The organism is Bacillus sp. AFS073361 (assembly GCF_002567005.1).
In the GTDB taxonomy this organism is placed as follows: Bacteria; Bacillota; Bacilli; order Bacillales; family Cytobacillaceae; genus Neobacillus.
This window is the reverse complement of record NZ_NUZU01000010.1, coordinates 78,944-96,875: the sequence shown is the minus strand read 5'-3', so window position 1 is coordinate 96,875 and position 17,932 is coordinate 78,944. Positions and strand designations below refer to the sequence as shown.

Genomic DNA, 17,932 nt, shown 5'->3' with positions numbered 1-17,932 from the left:
AAACGTCCAATTAATTAAAGAACTGATATAATAAGAATATACACAAAGTAATGCCCGAAATGGAGGATATTAATGGTTACCGGTGATGCGGCATATATAAAGAAAATTAATCGCTCTTTAATCATTAGAGAAATTGTGAAAGAAGGCATGATTTCAAGAGCAGATCTATCCAAAGCCACTAATTTGACAAGAGCAACGATCTCAGCACAAGTTGCTGACTTATTAGAAGAAGGGCTAATTATAGAAACACACCTAGAGCATTATTCGGTTGGAAGAAAACCAATTATGCTCTCATTAAATGGAGATGCCGGCTATGCACTTGGTATTGACCTTGATTATGGTCAAATATCATTTACAATATCAGACCTTCTTGGTTGTCCCGTTTCTTCAAGTATTATCCAATTAAATACTACAAAATATGAGGAGATTCTCCCGATTCTAATTCAACAAATCAAAAGGATCAAATCAGATTACACTTCCAGCCGCTATGGTATTGTCGGAATTGTTGTCGCCATACATGGTCTGGTTACAAAAGACGAAGAAATCCACTATGTTCCACGTTTTGATTGGCATGAAGTTAATCTTAAGAGTGATTTAGAGAGAGAAATAAATATCGCAATTTACATTGAAAATAATGCAAATCTAAGTTCTTTCGCCGAAAGGGTCTATGTGCACCATGAAACAGACAACCTGTTATGTGCCACCCTCTATTCGGGGATCGGCCTAGGCATGATGATGAAAAATGACTTTTTCCGTGGCCATGATGGATTTGCTGGTGAAATAGGTCATATGATTGTGGTACCAGAGGGGAAACCTTGCAATTGTGGAAATAAGGGCTGTTGGGAAAAATATGCTTCTGAATCGAGTATTTTTGAGTATTTATCTGAAAAACGCCAGATTAAAGATCTGACTTACGAACATATTCAAAAATGGCTTAATGAAGGCGACGAAGAAGTACACCAATTGATGGAAGATTTCCTTTTTTATCTGTCTATTGGATTGAATAATATGATTAACATGTATAACCCAGACGTGCTCGTACTTGATAGTGAATTGTTGCGAATTTATCCCGACTCGCTCCATAAAATTAGCAAAAATCTAAATTCCTCAATTAGTCATTATCGTGAATTAATGATTTCTACTATCGGAAAAAAATCATGTGTTCTTGGAGCATGTGCACTTGCTATCAAACAATTTCTAGATGTCCCGATGCTAAATTTGCCCTATGATCTAAAAGACAATGAAATTGAAAACGCGCTCTCAATTTAACTTTACAGTGGAAAATCCCCTTCTAGCAATTGCTAAAAGGGGATTTTTATTTGTAATTATTACGCGCTTTTTAAACCATTATTAGCTTTTTGTTTATTTTTAAGTTCATTAACAATCTTTTTATATAAGTCCTCTGTTAAATTATACAGAACAATTAAGATAATCGCTGCAATTAAGTTTAGTCCAGCTGGAACAAGAAACATTAACCCTTTTATACCAATGAGTGTGCTAGCAGTTTGCTCTGCATTTGGAACGTAACCAATTAACCCAAGTGCTACACCAGGAATAAATCCAGCAAGTGCCTGCGCTAGTTTACGGAAGAAACTATAACTTGAATATACAATCCCTTCTGTCCTTTGTCCTGTTTTCCATTCATGATAGTCCACTGCATCTGCAACCATTACCCATGGTAAACCAAGTGCAAAGCTAAGACCCAAACTTCCAATTGTAAGCAATATTAGGAAAGTCGGTATGTTTGCCGGTAACAGAAAGTTTGCAACATCCGCAGCAATTCCAATTAAAAGACCGATTATGAATGTTTTCTTTTTTCCTAATCTTTTAACAAGTGCTGGAATAAAAAATGAGCCAATGACAGCGATTCCAATACTAGTAAAAGAAAGCAAAGACATAAGACCGGGATTATTTAAATTATACTGTAAGTAATATAACTGAACTGCCGTGCGCAGGTTACTTCCGGCAACCATAAACAAGCAAACGAAACAAAGGGCAATTAACGGTCTGTTACTAAGTAATAGTTTGAATAGTTTTGACATCGGAACCTTTTCTTTTTCTTTTTGAGGCTCTCTAATAATATTTTCAGTTGTGTTTCGGTAGCAAATATAATGGAAGATTACCCCTACTAACGCCATCGAAGCGATTCCTACCATATATCCTAATCTTTCATTTGGAAAATATAGAACAATTGGGATTACGACCATACCCGAAATAAGCAGTGCAAATTGGCTGCCAATCGCTCGAAAGGAGCCAAGTGAGGCACGATCCACAGAATCTTGGGTCATGGATGCTGCAAGTGATCCGTAAGGGATATTGACAATAGAATAGGACAACCCAAAGGCCATATAAGTAATAAAAGCAAAGGCTATTTTTCCAGTGTCTGAAAACTCGGGTGCCATGAAAGAAATAACAGTCATAATGGCAAGCGGAATCGATCCAAATAAGATGAAGGGACGGAACTTACCTCTCTTACCTACTTTTCGCTTATCTACGAATGCACCAACGGCAGAATCCGCAAATGCATCAAAAATCTTCGATATTAAAAATACTAGCCCGCCCCAATAAGCAGAAATTCCTAAAACATCGGTATAAAATTTTAGCAAATAAATTTGCCCCATATCAAACATAAATCCATTACCAACATCACCTAAACCATATGAAAATTTTTCTTTTAAGGTAAGTTTCTTTGAGACACTATTCTCCATTGCTTTCACTCTTCCCTTCCTATTTATTTAAAAGCGTTTACTTGGAACCCTTTTCAAAACTACCAAGAATGTATAGATGATATTTTGAGGTTTCAAAGCGTGTTAATTTAATTTAATTTGTTTAATAAACTAATTAATTGTCTGCACCGTTAGAATAACACCATCGACAAATTCCGTCAATACTAATTTGTAAGCGGATATATCATGAAAGGCACTAATGCGCTGGAGCTAGACAGTAATCTATGTTCAAAAACTTATACATTCTTATCATTACAAAAAAGAAGATAGCTAAGCAGATCTTAGCTATCTTCTCTCGTATGCTATATGAATTAATGTTTTCCTTTTCTTTTTTCAGCTAAATCAGCCGCAAGTTGTGCCGTACGCTTTTTGTTTAATGGATAACAGAATACTATGATTAGGAACACAAGACCAATTCCAATTGCTGGTACTAGAGTTCCAATTGTATGAATTCCTTGAAGCGTATCAGCAGTCTGTGCTTTAAGATTTGAATTATAACCTACTGCTGCGATTGCTGCCCCACCAACACCGCCAGCAACTGCTTGACCAACTTTACGTGCCATAGAATAGATCGAGTAAACGGTTCCATCTTCACGTAAGCCAGTTAAATACTCATGATAATCAATAACGTCAGTAACGAAAGCCCAAATGACAAGGTTGAAAAGGCCATAACCTAACATTCCAACCGTTAAAATTCCAATAAATTGTGTTGCTGTTAAGTTAGGAAGGAAATATAGAGCACCATATACAAGAGCAGCAAGTAATAAACCACCAGAAGCCACTTCTTTTTTACCAAATTTCGCAACTAATGGTTTAACAAATGGCATACCTACAAATACTGCAATAGATTGAAAAAGACCAACCATACTTAATGCTTTTGCATTTCCGAAGTAGTCCTTAAATAAATACACGTTTACTGCACCAATTAACATAAAGATAACCAGGAACAATAATGAAGCAATAAGGAACCAGATTAATGGTCTGTTTTTAACAAGACCTTTCATTGTTTGTCCAAAGTTCATCTGTGGTTTATTTGTTTCATCCATTACAATCCGTTCAACAGATAATTTATAACAAGCCATGTAACAAGCTAGTGCAAGTCCACCAAAAAGTAATGCAGCTAATAAGAAGCGATTAGCATCTGGTCGGTTGTTAACAAATAAAATCATTGGTCCAACCACGTTAATAATTAAACCAGCCAAATTTCCACCTAATGTTCTCCAGCTAGATAGTGCAGTACGTTCAACAGGATCGCCTGTGATAACTGACGCCATCGATCCGTAAGGGATATTAACTGTACTATATAGTGTTCCCCAAATTATATATGTTACGTAAGCATAAGCAAGATAAAATCCATCTGACATTCCTGGAATATGTACAAACATCAAAACACCAGAAATAACAAGCGGGAAAGACATTCTAAATATCCAAGGCTTGAATTTGCCGTTTTTCCCTGCTTTTCTTGTATCTATAAAACGGCCCCATGAAACGTCGGCTACTGCATCCCACAAACGGGCAAGAAAGAATAATCCACCGACTGCAGCAGGATTAATATGAAAGACATCTGTATAGAAAACCATTAAGAATGCTGCAACTAGAATAAAGAAGAAATCATTCCCCCAGTCACCAAACATATATCCAATTTTGTCTTTCATTCCAAACTTTCTGAATCCATTTTCAGATACTGTTTCTACAGCGGATTTTTTAGCTACTTGACTCATTTCTACCCCTCCGTTTACTTCCCTTATTTTTGTAATTTACCCCAAACCTTAAAACCGTCTAAATCTCTTGAATTTCCAATACCTTGAAACCCTTTTCAAAATCCTTTAAAAAAAATGGTTGTGTTAAACTAGTCTGTTGNNCCCGCAGGAGTCTTCGTGCCTTCCACTCCAATCAACAGAGTTCCAAAATCAACATTATTCTTTAACACAGCAAAAAAATAAAAAGTATTGCTGTTAATATTTTCTATTAATTAGTTTAGTGAACTAATTAATTAGTATAGATGTATATTATCATCGAGGATAAAATCAGTCAATAGATTTTGTAAGCGTTTAAATAAATAATTTTGCAAATTATTAGACTCCTCATAATTAGGATTACCTCCTACAAACCCGAATAATTAATAGCTTGACACGTAATGTTCATTAACGTCACCTAATGTTCAATATTGAACAATGATTTTTTTTTTATAATAAATTTAGTGAAAAATATGTTAGTTAGGTTGTGTATAATATGGAAAAATTACTTTATATAGCTGCGAATCCGAAGGGACTGGAGAAATCAAAAGGGCTAAAAATTGGGGAGGCTTTTCTTGAGTCCTTTCACCAAGTTCGGCACGAGGTAGAAATCAAGAAAGTTGATCTATTTTCATTAGATTTCCCGCAAATGGATGCAGATTTGGTATCTGCAAGAGGAAAACTAGCTGGTTACGGGTATTCCTTAGAACAACTATCAGACATAGAAAGAGAAAAAATACTACTAATGCATAATCTCGCTAATGAATTTATTAGTTTTGATTACTTTGTTTTTGTCTCCCCTATGTGGAATTTAAGCTCACCCGCCATATTAAAAGCATATATCGATAATCTATTTATTGCAGGAAAAACGTTTGCCCATACAGTTAACGGACCAAAAGGGCTCTTAATGAATAAAAAAGCGATTCATCTCCAAACAAGAGGCGGCCAGTACACGGGGACTCCAATGGAAGCATTGGAGTCCGGTGATCGGTATTTAAAAATCGCACTGCGATTCTTAGGGATTGAGGTTGCTGATTCAGTTATTACAGAAGGTTTTGATATTAATCCACTAAAGGTACCCGAGATTCTTGAACAAGGACAAGAAAACGCCAGACTTGCAGCTAAAGATTTCGCAACTAAACTTGTTACCGTTTGAGATACAAGATAACTTTGGCTTCCCTTTAAAGGGAGGCCTCTATTATTATGTCTGCTCAATTAAGTTTGGAAGGATTGTAACAAACAAGCCTTCCATTTTCACCTTAGAAACACTATTTTATTTTTTCTAAATTATGCAAATATTGTTGTATAATGTGGAAAATACATGTAAAATTTCCCTAACAGCCTTATTTTGGATGGTGACGTTAATGGACATAACGAAACATCTTTTTTTAAACCTCTCAATTTTTATCATATTATTATTTCTCTGTTTAATTTTTTTCGATAATAAAAAAAAATTTACCCTTTCTAAATCCTCACTAATTATCATTTGTATTGCCATGCTATGGCTGTGTATTCAATTCTCTTACACTCCTGTTCCGTCTGCCCGATACGATTTAAGAATTATTCCGTTAGTGTTGGGGGCCCTTTATATCGGAATCGGACCAATTCTTATAGTTGCCACTATAGTTATAAGTGGCTTCTATGGCTTTGATTTGGGCTTAATTCAAACGGCCGTACTATATGCACCCTTGGGAGTAATTTTCTGGCGAGTATATCCGTGGTTTTTAAGACAAGTTCCAGGACGGCGTATTTTCGTTACGGTATGTTTAGGTGTGGTTCTTGGTGTGATAACGGTTATTGGGATGAGTTTCGAAAATACCCATACCTATTGGCTGGATGCTTGGTTTGCATTCCTAATTATTCCCTCTCTTGGAATTGGCATTATCTCATATGGGATTGAATTTGTCAGACGAAATAACGAAATGCAGCAGGAGCTCATTAAAGCAGAAAAATTAAAAGCGGTGGAACAGATGGGAGCTGCTATCTCTCACGAAATCCGGAATCCACTAACGGCTGCCAGTGGGTTTGTCCAACTCCTTCAAGATGATTATCTTTCAAGGCATAAAAGAAAAGAATACCTCTCGATTGTTAAAGAGGAATTAATTTCTGCAGAACGTGTTATTCAAGATTACTTAACTTTTGCAAAGCCCTCCTTGGAAGTGCTTGAGGAGCTAAATGTAAAAAGTGAATTGAGGCAAATAATTAATATTCTTCAGCCTTTGGCCAATCAAAATTCAGTAGAAATTATTACTGATTTCTCAGTTATTGGTTTTATTGAGGGCGACGGACAGAAGTTTCGTCAATGTTTTGTGAATGTTATCAAAAATGCAATTGAAGCAATGCCAAATGGTGGATATTTAACCATTACCACTAAGTTCAGTAAAAATTATGTAACAATCAGTGTCAATGATACCGGTATTGGAATGACTAATGAGCAACTTGAGCGTTTAGGAGAACCCTTTTATTCAACAAAAGGAAAAAATGGAACAGGTTTAGGGATGATGGTAGTTTACAGCATTGCCCGTGCTATGGATGGAACAGTCTGGGCAGAAAGTGAAGTCGGAGCAGGGACCACTTTTCATTTTAAATTTCCAACCATTTCCTCAATTTTAAAAAGCGAATCCAATTAAAAGTAAACCGACAGGAAAATAACTGTCGGTTTACTTGACTTACTCCTTTATTTTCCGATAAACATTTGCGTCCAATGTTTGCCAGTCGCTTCATATCCTACTCCAATATGAGTAAAATTAGCACTAAGGATATTCTTACGATGGCCTTCACTATTCATCCAGGCAGTAACTACTTCCTGTGGTGTACGTTGCCCTTGGGCAATATTTTCACCCGCAGATTTATAGGTCACACCAAAGTCTCTCATCATGTCAAATGGAGATCCATATGTTGGGCTTGTATGTGAGAAATAATTCTTCTGCTGCATATCCAGCGATTTTTTCTGTGCCACTCCATTAAGCTGTGAGTCAGCTTTTAATGCTGGAAGACCATTCTTACTGCGTTGTGCATTCGTCAAGTCAATTACTTGTTGAACGTATTGACTAACATTTCCAGTGGTTGGCGCTGGTGCATTATTTTTTTGTGTAGTAGCTGGCTGTTTTGGCGCCGGTGCTGGCGCTTTTTGCTTCGGTGTTGGTGTTGTTTGCTTTGGCTGGTGAATAGGTGCTTGCGACGGTGCCTGTCCAGCCGGTGTTTGCTGCTGGATATATGGTTGTATTTGCAGCATTCCCCAATTTTTAGGGTCGATCGTAATATACTGATATTTTGCATCACGGATTAATACCGCTCTAGTATGTGGATATTGGTTACTGTTTAAGGATGTCTGATACGAAGAAATCATATCATCATCATTTTTGTAATAATTTTTCTTGTTTTTCCGTTTAGTATTGAAAAGATTTACATCAAGATCCGATTGACTGTTATTAGTGTTGGTGTAATCCTCAGTTAATGGACCATTGTGGTCAATCCCATCATCTCTGCCATTACGGACATCCATATATGGGGTGTTATTTCTTATATCATTGTTCATCCCAACATGTGTATTCTGATCATTTAAGTCATTATGGTCATTGTTATTACAAGCAGCAAGTCCCATTGTTAAAACCGCTGTTAAGACTATCCCAAAAGATTTTTTTATCAATCGAAATACCTCCTTTGAAAAAATCATGTTACCCCTTTATTTTTCTTGTTTTTCAAAGAAAGTATTGGTGGAAAATAAACGCATTTTTATTTAATTTTCCATAGACTGTGTTAAACTTGTCTGTTGATTTCCGTTCCAGGCACAAGCGGTTCGCGGGCGTGCCGGTGAGCCTCCTCGTCGCTTTGCTTCTGCGGGGTCTCCCCTGACCCGTACTCCCGCAGGAGTCTTCGNNTCCAATCAACAGAGTGTCAAAATCAACATTAATCTTTAACACAGCCTTCCCACAAAAAAACCAACCAGTATAACTGTCGGTTTCGTTTTTTGCATTCAATTTTCCAACATTGGAATTCGTTCTTTATACTTGTTGATCAACGCACGATTATGTTCTTCTGCACCGTCAGCATTGCCGCTTTTAAAAATTGGCGGTTCAAAATTATTACTGATCATTATGCTGATGGCTTCCACCATGATTCCGTTAACGATTGCTGTCCCAATGACTGTTGACCCTGAACCAAAGCTAACAGCAATAGACTCGTGCTCCATTAGTGCATCACCCACCTTAATATGATTATCAATAGCAAGGTTAGCGGAATGATACAAATATTTACCATCTTTATGTCTTGATGTTACTGCCTTTGTATAACCGTATGATGTGATTGCAATAACAAACGCACCATTATTTTTAGCAAACTCCGCTACATCTATGGGCACAGGATTCCTTCCAGAGGTTGATGCAACAATAACCACATCCTTAGGTTGAATTTTCACTCTAGTTAGAAATTGTTTTGCTAAGTCATTTTCCTTTTCTAATTGAGATGAACGAACAGCCCCCTTATGAAGCATTAAGTCCTCAATTAAAATAGGGTTAATAGGCACTAGTCCACCTGCACGGTAAAAAAGTTCTTCTCCAAGGATATGTGAATGTCCGCACCCAAAGACATGAACAATTCCATCGTTTTGGACACATTCTGCGATCTTTTTAGCAGCTATTTTGAGGCCATCAGTTTCATCCTTTTCAACTAAGCTTAATAATTCGTGAAGCTTTTGAAAATAATGATTGAACACGTTAAATAACCTCCATTACTATGTCTTCAGCGTTTCATTTGGATCATAAATTTATAGCGATCTGCACGATAGACCGATTTAACATATTCAACAGGGGTATTGTCCTTTAGAAAAGTGTTTCTTTGGATTAACATAACTGGTGCACCCTTGCTAATCTTTAGTAAATCTGCTTCGTTTTGACTGGCTACAGATGATTCGATGATCTGTGAAGCACTATCAATTTTTAAGTCTAATTGCTCTTCAATGTATTTATACAGGGAATCATTTACAATTCCTTCTGTAAGTCCTTTAATAAGGTTTGCTGAAATATAGTTTGTTTCTAAAGCCATCGGGACATTATCTGCCAGACGAATTCTTTTGATTTCATATACAGGACCATGTTCAGAAATTAAAAGCTGCCCTGCTACTTGTCTTGTTGCAGGAATAATTTCAAAGTGAAGTAATTGGTTTCCAGGCACGAATCCTCTGGCCTTCATATCTTCTGTGAAGCTGGTTAATCCTTGAAGGGGCTGTTCAATTTTTCTTTCTGCAACAAAAGTACCTTTACCTTGCAATCGATATAACAATCCTTCATTTACTAACTGTGTAAATGCCTGTCTTACTGTCATCCGGCTAATCTGATATTTTTCCGCATATTCTCTTTCTGGCGGGAGTGCATCACCAGGACGCAACTCACCATTTTCAATTAGTTCTTTAATATATTCTTCAATTTGGTAATAAATTGGAATCGGAGAATTCTTATTAATCATTTCCTCCAGCTGCATCCTTTCCTTATAACTGTCACGTTGTAACCTTTAAATCTGCTATTGCCGCTTTATCTGCAATAATTGTAACACATGGATGATTTTTCAACACAGAAGCTGGAAAGTTTTCACTTATCTGCTCATTCAATAATCTAAAAAGTGCTTCACTTTTCTTCTCACCTGACACGAGAAGCAGAATTTCTTTGCTTTTCATAATGGTGGAAATTCCCATTGTAATGGCTTTAGTTGGAACTTCTTCGATTTTATTAAAAAATCTTGCGTTTGCTTGAATAGTTGAAGAAGCTAACTCTACAATATGCGTTTTGGAAGCAAAAGAAGTTCCTGGTTCATTAAAGCCAATATGTCCATTACTGCCAATCCCAAGGATTTGCAAATCAATACCGCCATGCTGATTTATTAAATCCTCATATCGATGGCACTCCTCTTGAAAATCTGCAGCAATACCGCTTGGAACATTTGTCTTGGCTTTATTGATATCAATATAATCAAAAAGCTCGTTGTTCATAAAATACCGGTAGCTATTTTTATTTTCACCCGGGAGCCCCACGTATTCATCTAAATTAAAAGTCGTTACCTTTTGATAAGTAGTGCCCTTTTTATGATGGTCGTCGATTAAGCATTTATATGTCCCAACTGGAGTACTGCCTGTAGCCAAACCAAGTTTAATACTTGGATTCTGAATAACCTTTTTTATAATATATTCAGCTGCTTTATTACTCATTTGTTGATAATCTTTGACCTCAATAATCTTCATTTACAATTTTCCTCCCTATTGTAAGCAAGAGCTCCCCTGCATAATGTCATATAAACTTCCATATTCTCATCTAAAATAACAATGTCCGCATCTTTTCCAACTGCAATACTGCCTTTTCGATCATAAAGGTTCAATTGTTTAGCTGGGTTCACTGATGCCATTTCAATTGCTTCCTTAAGTGAACAGTCCGCATATGAAATGATATTTTTTACCGCCTGCCCCAATTTCAAAATACTTCCTGCAAGAGTTCCATCCTCAAGTTCTGCTTTTCCATCCTTTACAAAAACCTCTTGTCCGCCAAGATCATACTTCCCATTTTTCAAACATTTTGCCCGCATTGAATCAGTGATTAAAATCAATCCATCACTTCGTTTTTGCTTAAAGGCAAGTTTAACCATTTCTGGACGGCTATGCACCCCATCGACAATAATCTCAGCTTTTAATTCTTCTCTTAAAAAGGCCGCTCCCACAACTCCAGGTTCACGATGATGCAGCCCTCTCATTTGATTATAAAGATGAGTGACATGATTTGCTCCGGCTTCAATAGCTTCATTCACCTCGTCATAAGTAGCATCTGTATGACCAATCGATGCAATAATCCCCTTCTTCTTTAAATATCGGATCATCTCTAAACCATGCGGTCTTTCTGGAGCTAAAGTGACAAGTTTAATCGTCTCATTAGAGAGTTTTTGCCATTTTTCAAGCAAAGCAAGATCAGGATCAATTATATGTTGAATCGGCTGTGCCCCAGCCATTTTACTATTCACAAACGGTCCTTCTAGATGAATACCGAGTATTTCAGATTTACCTGGATCGTGCTCCTCTTTAATGTAATTCCCGGCATTTATTAAGGCATTCTCAATTTGTTTCCCTTCCTGGGTCATCGTAGTAGCTAAAAAGCTAGTTGTACCTTCTTTAGGCAATGCTGCTGCCATTATATCTAGTGCTTCCTTGGTTCCATCCATTGTGTCGGCACCGGCTGCACCGTGGATATGAACGTCGATAAAGCCAGGAACTGCACTAAACTGGGCAGGAAGTTCAATCACCTTATAGTTTTCCTTAGACAACAACTCAGATGATGAACCAATTTCAATGATTTTTTGATTCTTTATTTTAATATATCCATCTTCTATTATTTGTTCTGGTGAATAAACCCGTATACCCTTTAGCAAAATATGATTATCTTTTGGAATCATCTTTGATACTTCCTTTCAGGTTATATCTAAATCTTAGCATTACCATTATATAGTTGTCTATACCAATTTACTTTATAATAAAAATATGAATATAATACCATTTCAACCTAATATTTTTCTAACCCATAGGAATATGTTTGTTAATAAAATTTAGCTAATTGGTATAGACATCTATAAACGTTTAGTGTTATATTAGAAACGGAAAAGCGCTTACACCCGCAATATTATTTTTATGAATTATTTTATAGTTATTTTTTTAGATTCTATTAGGAGGTAATGTGATGAAGAAATATTTACAAAGAATTGGTCGTTCATTGATGTTACCTGTAGCTGTTTTACCGGCTGCAGCCATTTTGATGGGAATTGGTTATTGGATCGACCCTACGGGTTGGGGGGCGGATAGTCCTCTAGCGGCCTTCCTAATTAAAGCTGGTTCATCAATCATTGATAATATCCCCATCCTATTTGCTGTTGGGGTAGCACTTGGGATGGCGAAAGAGAAAGATGGTTCGTCAGCGTTAAGTGGTTTGGTTGCCTATTTAGTTGTGACAACCCTGCTTTCACCAGGCTCAGTGGCTTTGCTCGAAGGGATTAAACCAGAAGAGGTAGATCCTGCATTTGTGAAGATTGGAAATGCTTTTGTTGGTATTCTTTCAGGTATTGTTGCTTCCTCGATGTACAATCGATTTAGCCATGTTAAATTACCGGATGCTTTAGCATTTTTCTCTGGTAAGCGCCTTGTTCCAATCATGACTGCTGTTTCTATGCTTGCTGTTTCTGCAGTACTATTCTTCATATGGCCTGTTATCTTTACAGGACTTGTATCATTTGGTAAAGGCATTGCTCATTTAGGAGCTTTTGGCGCAGGTTTATATGGATTCTTTAACCGTTTATTGATCCCAACTGGTCTGCACCATGCCTTAAACTCTGTATTCTGGTTTGACGTAGCCGGAATTAATGATATCGGTAATTTCTGGGCTGGGAAGGGAACTAAAGGCGTTACTGGTATGTATCAAGCCGGATTCTTCCCTGTCATGATGTTTGGTTTACCAGCAGCAGCTTTAGCAATGTACCATACTGCGAAGGACAAGAAGAAAAAGGCAGTGGCTTCTTTAATGTTGGCAGCAGGTTTCGCTGCATTCTTTACAGGTGTAACAGAACCAATTGAGTTTGCCTTTATGTTTGTTGCTCCAATGCTATATTTCGTCCATGCAATATTAACGGGTATTTCCTTAGCCATTGCAGCTGCATTCCATTGGACGGCTGGGTTTGGTTTTAGTGCTGGTCTAGTTGACTTTATTCTAAGTTCTAGATTACCTTTAGCAAACCATCCTTACATGTTAATGGTTCAAGGCTTAGTGTTTGCAGTAATCTATTATTTCTTATTCAGATTCATCATCACGAAATTCAACTTGATGACTCCTGGACGTGAAGAGGATGATGAAGAATCTACTGAAATCAATATTGCAACAGGTGATAGTAAATTTACTGTTATAGCCGCACAGATTTATGAAGGATTAGGTGGAGATGCCAATGTTACCTCTGTTGACAATTGTGTAACTCGTCTAAGAATGGAAGTAAAAGACATGAACGCAGTCGACCAACAAAAAATTAAATCGACTGGTGTACCAGGAATTAATATCGTTGGAAAGCAAAGCATTCAAGTAATTGTTGGAACGAATGTACAATTCGTAGCAGATGAAATTTTAAAACTTCGTAATAATCCAAATGCAGTGAAAAAAATTGATACAACCAAAAATAATGCTTATACTTCAGTGGAATCTAATGAACTCACTCCACTATCAGAAAGAGATTTTGTTATGCCAATCGAAGGGGATATTATCCCGATTACCGAAGTACCCGATCAAGTCTTCTCACAAAAAATGATGGGTGATGGCTTTGCAATCGTACCAACTAAGGGATCAGTAGTTTCCCCTGTTGATGGTGAAGTCATGAACGTATTTCCTACGAAACATGCGATTGGTATCAAATCAAAGCAAGGATATGAAATTCTCATCCATGTCGGCATGGACACTGTGAATTTAAAGGGCGAAGGTTTTACAGTGCTTATTAAAGAGGGAGAAAAGATTACAAAAGGACAGGAAATTCTAAAATTTGATTTAGATTTCATTAAAAAGTCAGCACCATCAACAATTACTCCTATTATCTTTACAAATTTAACAAAACTAAATGTAATAAAACAGGGTCATTCATCCCAAGGTCAAGACGGAATCCTATCAATTGAATAACAATAAAAACGACTGGTGCCTGACACCAGTCGTTTTTGTTAAGCAAATAATTTCGATTCCTCTGCTTGGAAAAAACTCTTCATCGCATGAAAGACATCTGCTTTTTGCTTAAGAATATAGTAGCGGAATTGATCATCTTTAATGTTCTTATAGGCGGACATTAATGTTGAGTGGCGGTTATATTGATTTAAACGTTAACGCTATACACACGGTGGTACGACGTCGTACCGTACAAGTTAGTCTCCCATCGAATTATTTTACTGGCGCAGGCAATTTCGTAATAAAACGCCCGTATCCCGTCTTATTCTTAATGAGGTTAAGCGAATGGTATTTCGGCAAGTTGATGAGCGATTCGAGCTCGAACGGCTTCAGATTTTCCGCCAACTCACGGAAGTTATCGGAATCGCACCCGCTAAGCAACATATACGACGCATTGGCTCCGCTGAGCTCCTTCTTCATATGGCGCAGTTGGTCGAGGTAATGACAGCTTATGATCGGTTTCATGCGGAATTTAGAAAGCCGGTTCAACTTGGCGCTCAAGAAAGCCTCCGTATTTTGCACCTGGTATAATTCGTCGATGATAAGGTTAACCGTCTTCCGCTGATTCTTCGGAATCAAACTGGCGCGAATCTGAAGCGCAAGCCATACTTTCGAAATCCAGTAGGTCGTATAAATGTCGCGCTCGCTATCCGTATTAAACATATCCTCCGGCATTTTGATGCAGATAAGCTGATTCTTTTCGATTTCCGTTACGAGGTCGATATTGGCCGCCGTTGACTTCTGCAGCATCAGTTCCATGTACGGATTGTGCTTCAGTTTGCTAAGACGGTCGACTATTCCGACAATTTCGCTAAAACGCGTTCCCCTTATTTCGCCTGTTTTCTTATCCACATCGTCGAGCTCGTTTAGACTATCGATATACTCGTCAAGGTATTCTCGCTGAACCTTCGGAACCTTTTGTATATATGCGTGACGCTTATTGTGGCTCGTCAGCACATCGAAAACGTCCTTTATTGAGCCGCCGTTAATAAAGACAACGTTGGCCGCGCTCTCTAAATACCGCTCCATCTTCGGAGCCAACCGCTTGTCGTCCGTATTGACAGCGTTAATCAAATCCATTAGCTGAGTCGTCTGCATCTTGGCGTTCGTATATTGAGTCCAAGGATCATCGCTAATCCGCACCTCGTTATAGCCGAGCCCTTGCGCTTTCTTTATATCGTCGCATTCGATGTTCAGGACTTTCTCCACTGGAAATAGCGAAGCCACCTGCGTACTCATTTCGCAATTCTCGATAAAGTCGAAAAGAATGACACACTCGCCGTTATCAATCGCATCCTTCGTTAGATTTCCGAATAGGGTCGTCTTGCCCGCCCGTTGAGGTCCGACGACCATGAGCGATAGGTTTTTATATTCGGTGTCCGTCGTCAGGTATGCCGGCTGCTTATGTCCGCGATAAGTAACTTCGCCAAGCCTCATATAGCCCGCCCGCAAATCCTCAGGCACCTCCGTCTCCTGCGTCTCTACCTTTTCGATAAAGTTATAGCGTTCTAAGATATCCCGCCCAGCCATTGCGATAAAGTTTTGCGCCTCTTCGTCGCCTATCTTATTGACTTCCGCGCCCGCCACCGAATAGTCCGTAAACTTGAACGGTTTCCTCAACGGCTTCGGAGCTAGCCGATTATCCTCCGTAATTGTCTCGAAGGACTGCGACAGGCTCCTCGCATTATTGCGCTGCCTCAGCCGGTCCTTGCTTTCGCTCATCACGACAATCTGCGAATCTAATACTGTGGCCGTCGCTTTTTTGCGTGTGGCGTCGCTGATTTGCTTGCCTCCGTTTAAGCGCTCTATTAGGCTCTCTAAGGCGTTGTATTCGCTGTCCTTACGCTTACCCTTGCCACCGCTTAGAACGTCTGATACGTCGTCAAATAGCGCTGAAATGACGCCCACTATCGTCTTGAGTGCGTAGCCTGCGCCCATCTTATTACGGTCGGTCGGAAGGCTCCGCTTGACCTTGCGAATGGTGGCTTCGTAGGAACTCCGCCAAGTGAATTGTGTCGCCGGCATGAAGTTGTAGAATACGCCGACCTTGTCGCCTTCCTCCATGACGTCTACCACGTTTAGTTGCGAACGGAGCAGGTCGTCATTGCGTCGATCAGTGGCGAGGCTGAGTGCGTTTTCCTTCGTATACGAAAGTGTATACATCGACGCTGACTCGCTGAACTCCGGCAATATAGCGACCTCCTTAACGGTGATATTCGTCCATGAGTCCGAAATCTTTTCCTTGATGAGCGACAGGTAGGCGCGAGGAATGACGAAATAAAACTCGACCTTCTTCTTTTCAATATAAACGTAATAGGCGACTTTGGACGCAAGCTCGACGGAGTATTTCGTTCCGAAGAGAAACTCGCGACCTAGCGCCTTGATAACTTTAGCGTTTTCCTTGCGGATGTTTTGCGTGAGATTGCGATAAAGGGATGCGATGGACTTGGCGATTTTATGAGTGGATTGGTTGCGGATTGAATTGTTAGGAGTAAGTCGCAGATAGACGTATGACGGTTTGATGACGTTGATATAGTCTGACATTTTAATTCGTTTCATTTCGATGCTCCTCCGAATAAATATTTCAGTAATATATTCGCCGTGACAAGAACCCCGGTCCATCGTCCGCCATCTCGCCAGCCCGCCACCTTGAGGATTATCATAATCGCCGAGCCGACGAGTGTTCCCGCGATTAATAAATCCTTGAGCGCATCGAATATTCCGAATAGGATTTCCGTCGTCACGTCCGCCACATGGTCGCGCATCGTCTCTGTGCTGCCGTAAAATAGCCGCGTTAGTGGACCTTGCGTGTCGTGATTATTGAATAGCGAAGTCAGTACGCCAGGCGAAACATGGTCACCACTAATGCTTGCGAGTTTCTCAGCGTGTGGTGTCGGATCGATGACGTGACCACTGGCGTCCTTCATTCCGAAATGTAAATGGGGACCCGTTGAGTTGCCGGTATTACCGCTCAGACCGATGACTTCACCCGCGTTAATTTTATCGCCGATATGCGCCTTAATTTCGTTCATATGACCGTAAATAGTTCGAGTGCCGTCTGGCATTTGAACGCTCAGACCCTTGCCTATTGCGCCCGATCCGTCAAATACTCGGTCAACTACTCCGCCGGCTATCGAGCGCAGCGTCGTTCCTTCCGGCATAGCGAGGTCGATGCCCGAGTGCGCTTGGAAATCGCGTACTGGCGAGAGCTCTCCGAATTTACCTGTTAGTCGGAATTTCATTACTCCCACCCGCCTGGTGCAACGGTCGTCTTTGCCGAAACGCTGTTAAAAATATCGTCAACCTTATCTAAGCCATACGGCAACCCCAACAATAACAGATACGTTAATAAGTAGCCGAAAAAAGACTTTTTTGCGGAATCTAAATCGCCAGTTCCGATCATCTTCAGAATGTCAAAGCCGCCTTTAAATACGATGACCCACTTGCCGAGTCCGATTAGCTCTCGATAAAGCTTGCGTGCTTCGATATCAATTCCGCTGCTGGCAAAAGCTGTGACCGAACCTCCTCCGAGTGGTATAGCGCTAATTAAGATAAGTACCGTAACGCCCGCCACCTTGTAAATCGTTCCGTACTTATTAAAATGTCGCTCAACCTTTGCGCTAAATGGCTCCGTTTCCTTGCCGTGTAAAAATTCGCTTATGGACATGGACTGCGTTTTCATCATTAGTCAGCCTCCGTCAAACTTTATTTCGGTTAGTAACCGATTGTACATGCAATATTACGCTAGACAGTT

At 39.3% G+C, this 17,932-nt stretch carries 14 protein-coding genes and 2 pseudogenes; 5 read left to right on the top strand and 11 right to left on the bottom strand.

Features of this window, described 5'->3' with window-relative positions; translation table 11 throughout:
* The first annotated feature begins 72 nt into the window (after positions 1 to 72).
* Positions 73 to 1,269 carry an ROK family transcriptional regulator gene (locus COJ96_RS06175; protein ID WP_098572087.1) on the top strand — a complete coding sequence of 399 codons (1,197 nt, stop codon included), beginning with the start codon at positions 73 to 75 and terminating at the stop codon, positions 1,267 to 1,269.
* Between the two features lie 59 nt (positions 1,270 to 1,328).
* Here the strand turns inward: COJ96_RS06175 and COJ96_RS06170 are convergent, their stop codons facing one another.
* Entirely contained in the window at positions 1,329 to 2,708 is a 1,380-nt protein-coding gene (locus tag COJ96_RS06170; protein ID WP_098572201.1) for a glycoside-pentoside-hexuronide (GPH):cation symporter, read from the bottom strand.
* A gap of 329 nt (positions 2,709 to 3,037) precedes the next feature.
* A complete protein-coding gene (locus COJ96_RS06165) occupies positions 3,038 to 4,447 on the bottom strand; it encodes an MFS transporter (protein ID WP_098572086.1) in 1,410 nt (469 codons plus the stop codon).
* Between the two features lie 511 nt (positions 4,448 to 4,958).
* On the opposite strand from COJ96_RS06165, the gene COJ96_RS06160 reads away from it, so the two are divergent.
* Together COJ96_RS06160 and COJ96_RS06155 are read left to right on the top strand one after the other, a co-directional pair.
* The gene (locus COJ96_RS06160; protein WP_098572085.1) at positions 4,959 to 5,618 is read left to right on the top strand and encodes an FMN-dependent NADH-azoreductase; all 660 of its coding nucleotides are present in this window, start codon (positions 4,959 to 4,961) and stop codon (positions 5,616 to 5,618) included.
* Positions 5,619 to 5,826: 208 nt separating this feature from the next.
* Complete coding sequence (locus COJ96_RS06155) at positions 5,827 to 7,092, top strand: sensor histidine kinase (RefSeq protein WP_098572084.1); 1,266 nt, start codon at positions 5,827 to 5,829, stop codon at positions 7,090 to 7,092.
* 47 nt (positions 7,093 to 7,139) lie between these two features.
* Here the strand turns inward: COJ96_RS06155 and COJ96_RS06150 are convergent, their stop codons facing one another.
* From COJ96_RS06150 to nagA, 5 genes are all read right to left on the bottom strand, one after another.
* Entirely contained in the window at positions 7,140 to 8,111 is a 972-nt protein-coding gene (locus COJ96_RS06150; RefSeq protein WP_306460582.1) for a CAP domain-containing protein, read from the bottom strand.
* A gap of 327 nt (positions 8,112 to 8,438) precedes the next feature.
* Positions 8,439 to 9,176, bottom strand: coding sequence for an SIS domain-containing protein (locus COJ96_RS06145; protein ID WP_098572083.1), 738 nt, complete (start codon positions 9,174 to 9,176; stop codon positions 8,439 to 8,441).
* 26 nt (positions 9,177 to 9,202) lie between these two features.
* Positions 9,203 to 9,925, bottom strand: coding sequence for a GntR family transcriptional regulator (locus COJ96_RS06140; RefSeq protein ID WP_098572199.1), 723 nt, complete (start codon positions 9,923 to 9,925; stop codon positions 9,203 to 9,205).
* 31 nt (positions 9,926 to 9,956) lie between these two features.
* A complete protein-coding gene (gene nagB, locus COJ96_RS06135; RefSeq protein WP_098572082.1) occupies positions 9,957 to 10,694 on the bottom strand; it encodes a glucosamine-6-phosphate deaminase in 738 nt (245 codons plus the stop codon).
* Entirely contained in the window at positions 10,691 to 11,890 is a 1,200-nt protein-coding gene (nagA, locus tag COJ96_RS06130; protein ID WP_098572081.1) for an N-acetylglucosamine-6-phosphate deacetylase, read from the bottom strand. The genes nagB and nagA overlap by 4 nt, the downstream gene beginning before the upstream one ends.
* A 281-nt stretch (positions 11,891 to 12,171) precedes the next feature.
* Between nagA and nagE the strand changes: the two are divergent.
* Positions 12,172 to 13,608, top strand: a pseudogene (gene nagE / locus COJ96_RS06125) (N-acetylglucosamine-specific PTS transporter subunit IIBC); the annotation flags it as partial.
* A 102-nt stretch (positions 13,609 to 13,710) separates the two neighbouring features.
* Positions 13,711 to 14,139, top strand: a complete 429-nt coding sequence (locus COJ96_RS29160; protein WP_257148455.1) for a PTS sugar transporter subunit IIA — start codon at positions 13,711 to 13,713, stop codon at positions 14,137 to 14,139.
* Between the two features lie 38 nt (positions 14,140 to 14,177).
* Here the strand turns inward: COJ96_RS29160 and COJ96_RS06120 are convergent.
* The 4 genes and pseudogenes from COJ96_RS06120 to COJ96_RS06105 all read right to left on the bottom strand — a co-directional run.
* A pseudogene (locus COJ96_RS06120) lies at positions 14,178 to 14,330 on the bottom strand (sporulation protein YhbH); the annotation flags it as partial.
* A 61-nt stretch (positions 14,331 to 14,391) separates the two neighbouring features.
* Positions 14,392 to 16,737 carry a hypothetical protein gene (locus tag COJ96_RS06115; protein WP_098572079.1) on the bottom strand — a complete coding sequence of 782 codons (2,346 nt, stop codon included), beginning with the start codon at positions 16,735 to 16,737 and terminating at the stop codon, positions 14,392 to 14,394.
* Positions 16,734 to 17,420 (bottom strand): M23 family metallopeptidase, encoded by a 687-nt coding sequence (locus COJ96_RS06110; RefSeq protein WP_098572078.1) that lies wholly within the window; start codon positions 17,418 to 17,420, stop codon positions 16,734 to 16,736. Before COJ96_RS06110 ends, COJ96_RS06115 begins: the two co-directional genes overlap by 4 nt.
* Positions 17,420 to 17,863, bottom strand: a complete 444-nt coding sequence (locus COJ96_RS06105; RefSeq protein WP_098572077.1) for a hypothetical protein — start codon at positions 17,861 to 17,863, stop codon at positions 17,420 to 17,422. The genes COJ96_RS06110 and COJ96_RS06105 overlap by 1 nt, the downstream gene beginning before the upstream one ends.
* Positions 17,864 to 17,932: the final 69 nt, after the last annotated feature.

Bases quoted from the DNA above. Each gene is read 5' to 3' on its own strand.
- COJ96_RS06170 (WP_098572201.1), bottom strand. From the start codon at position 2,708: ATGGAGAATAGTGTCTCAAAGAAACTTACCTTAAAAGAAAAATTTTCA.
- COJ96_RS06155 (WP_098572084.1), top strand. From the start codon at position 5,827: ATGGACATAACGAAACATCTTTTTTTAAACCTCTCAATTTTTATCATA.
- COJ96_RS06105 (WP_098572077.1), bottom strand. From the start codon at position 17,863: ATGATGAAAACGCAGTCCATGTCCATAAGCGAATTTTTACACGGCAAG.
- nagA (WP_098572081.1), bottom strand. From the start codon at position 11,890: ATGATTCCAAAAGATAATCATATTTTGCTAAAGGGTATACGGGTTTAT.
- nagB (WP_098572082.1), bottom strand. From the start codon at position 10,694: ATGAAGATTATTGAGGTCAAAGATTATCAACAAATGAGTAATAAAGCA.
- COJ96_RS06165 (WP_098572086.1), bottom strand. From the start codon at position 4,447: ATGAGTCAAGTAGCTAAAAAATCCGCTGTAGAAACAGTATCTGAAAAT.
- COJ96_RS06160 (WP_098572085.1), top strand. From the start codon at position 4,959: ATGGAAAAATTACTTTATATAGCTGCGAATCCGAAGGGACTGGAGAAA.
- COJ96_RS06140 (WP_098572199.1), bottom strand. From the start codon at position 9,925: ATGATTAATAAGAATTCTCCGATTCCAATTTATTACCAAATTGAAGAA.
- COJ96_RS29160 (WP_257148455.1), top strand. From the start codon at position 13,711: ATGCCAATCGAAGGGGATATTATCCCGATTACCGAAGTACCCGATCAA.
- COJ96_RS06110 (WP_098572078.1), bottom strand. From the start codon at position 17,420: ATGAAATTCCGACTAACAGGTAAATTCGGAGAGCTCTCGCCAGTACGC.
- COJ96_RS06115 (WP_098572079.1), bottom strand. From the start codon at position 16,737: ATGAAACGAATTAAAATGTCAGACTATATCAACGTCATCAAACCGTCA.
- COJ96_RS06175 (WP_098572087.1), top strand. From the start codon at position 73: ATGGTTACCGGTGATGCGGCATATATAAAGAAAATTAATCGCTCTTTA.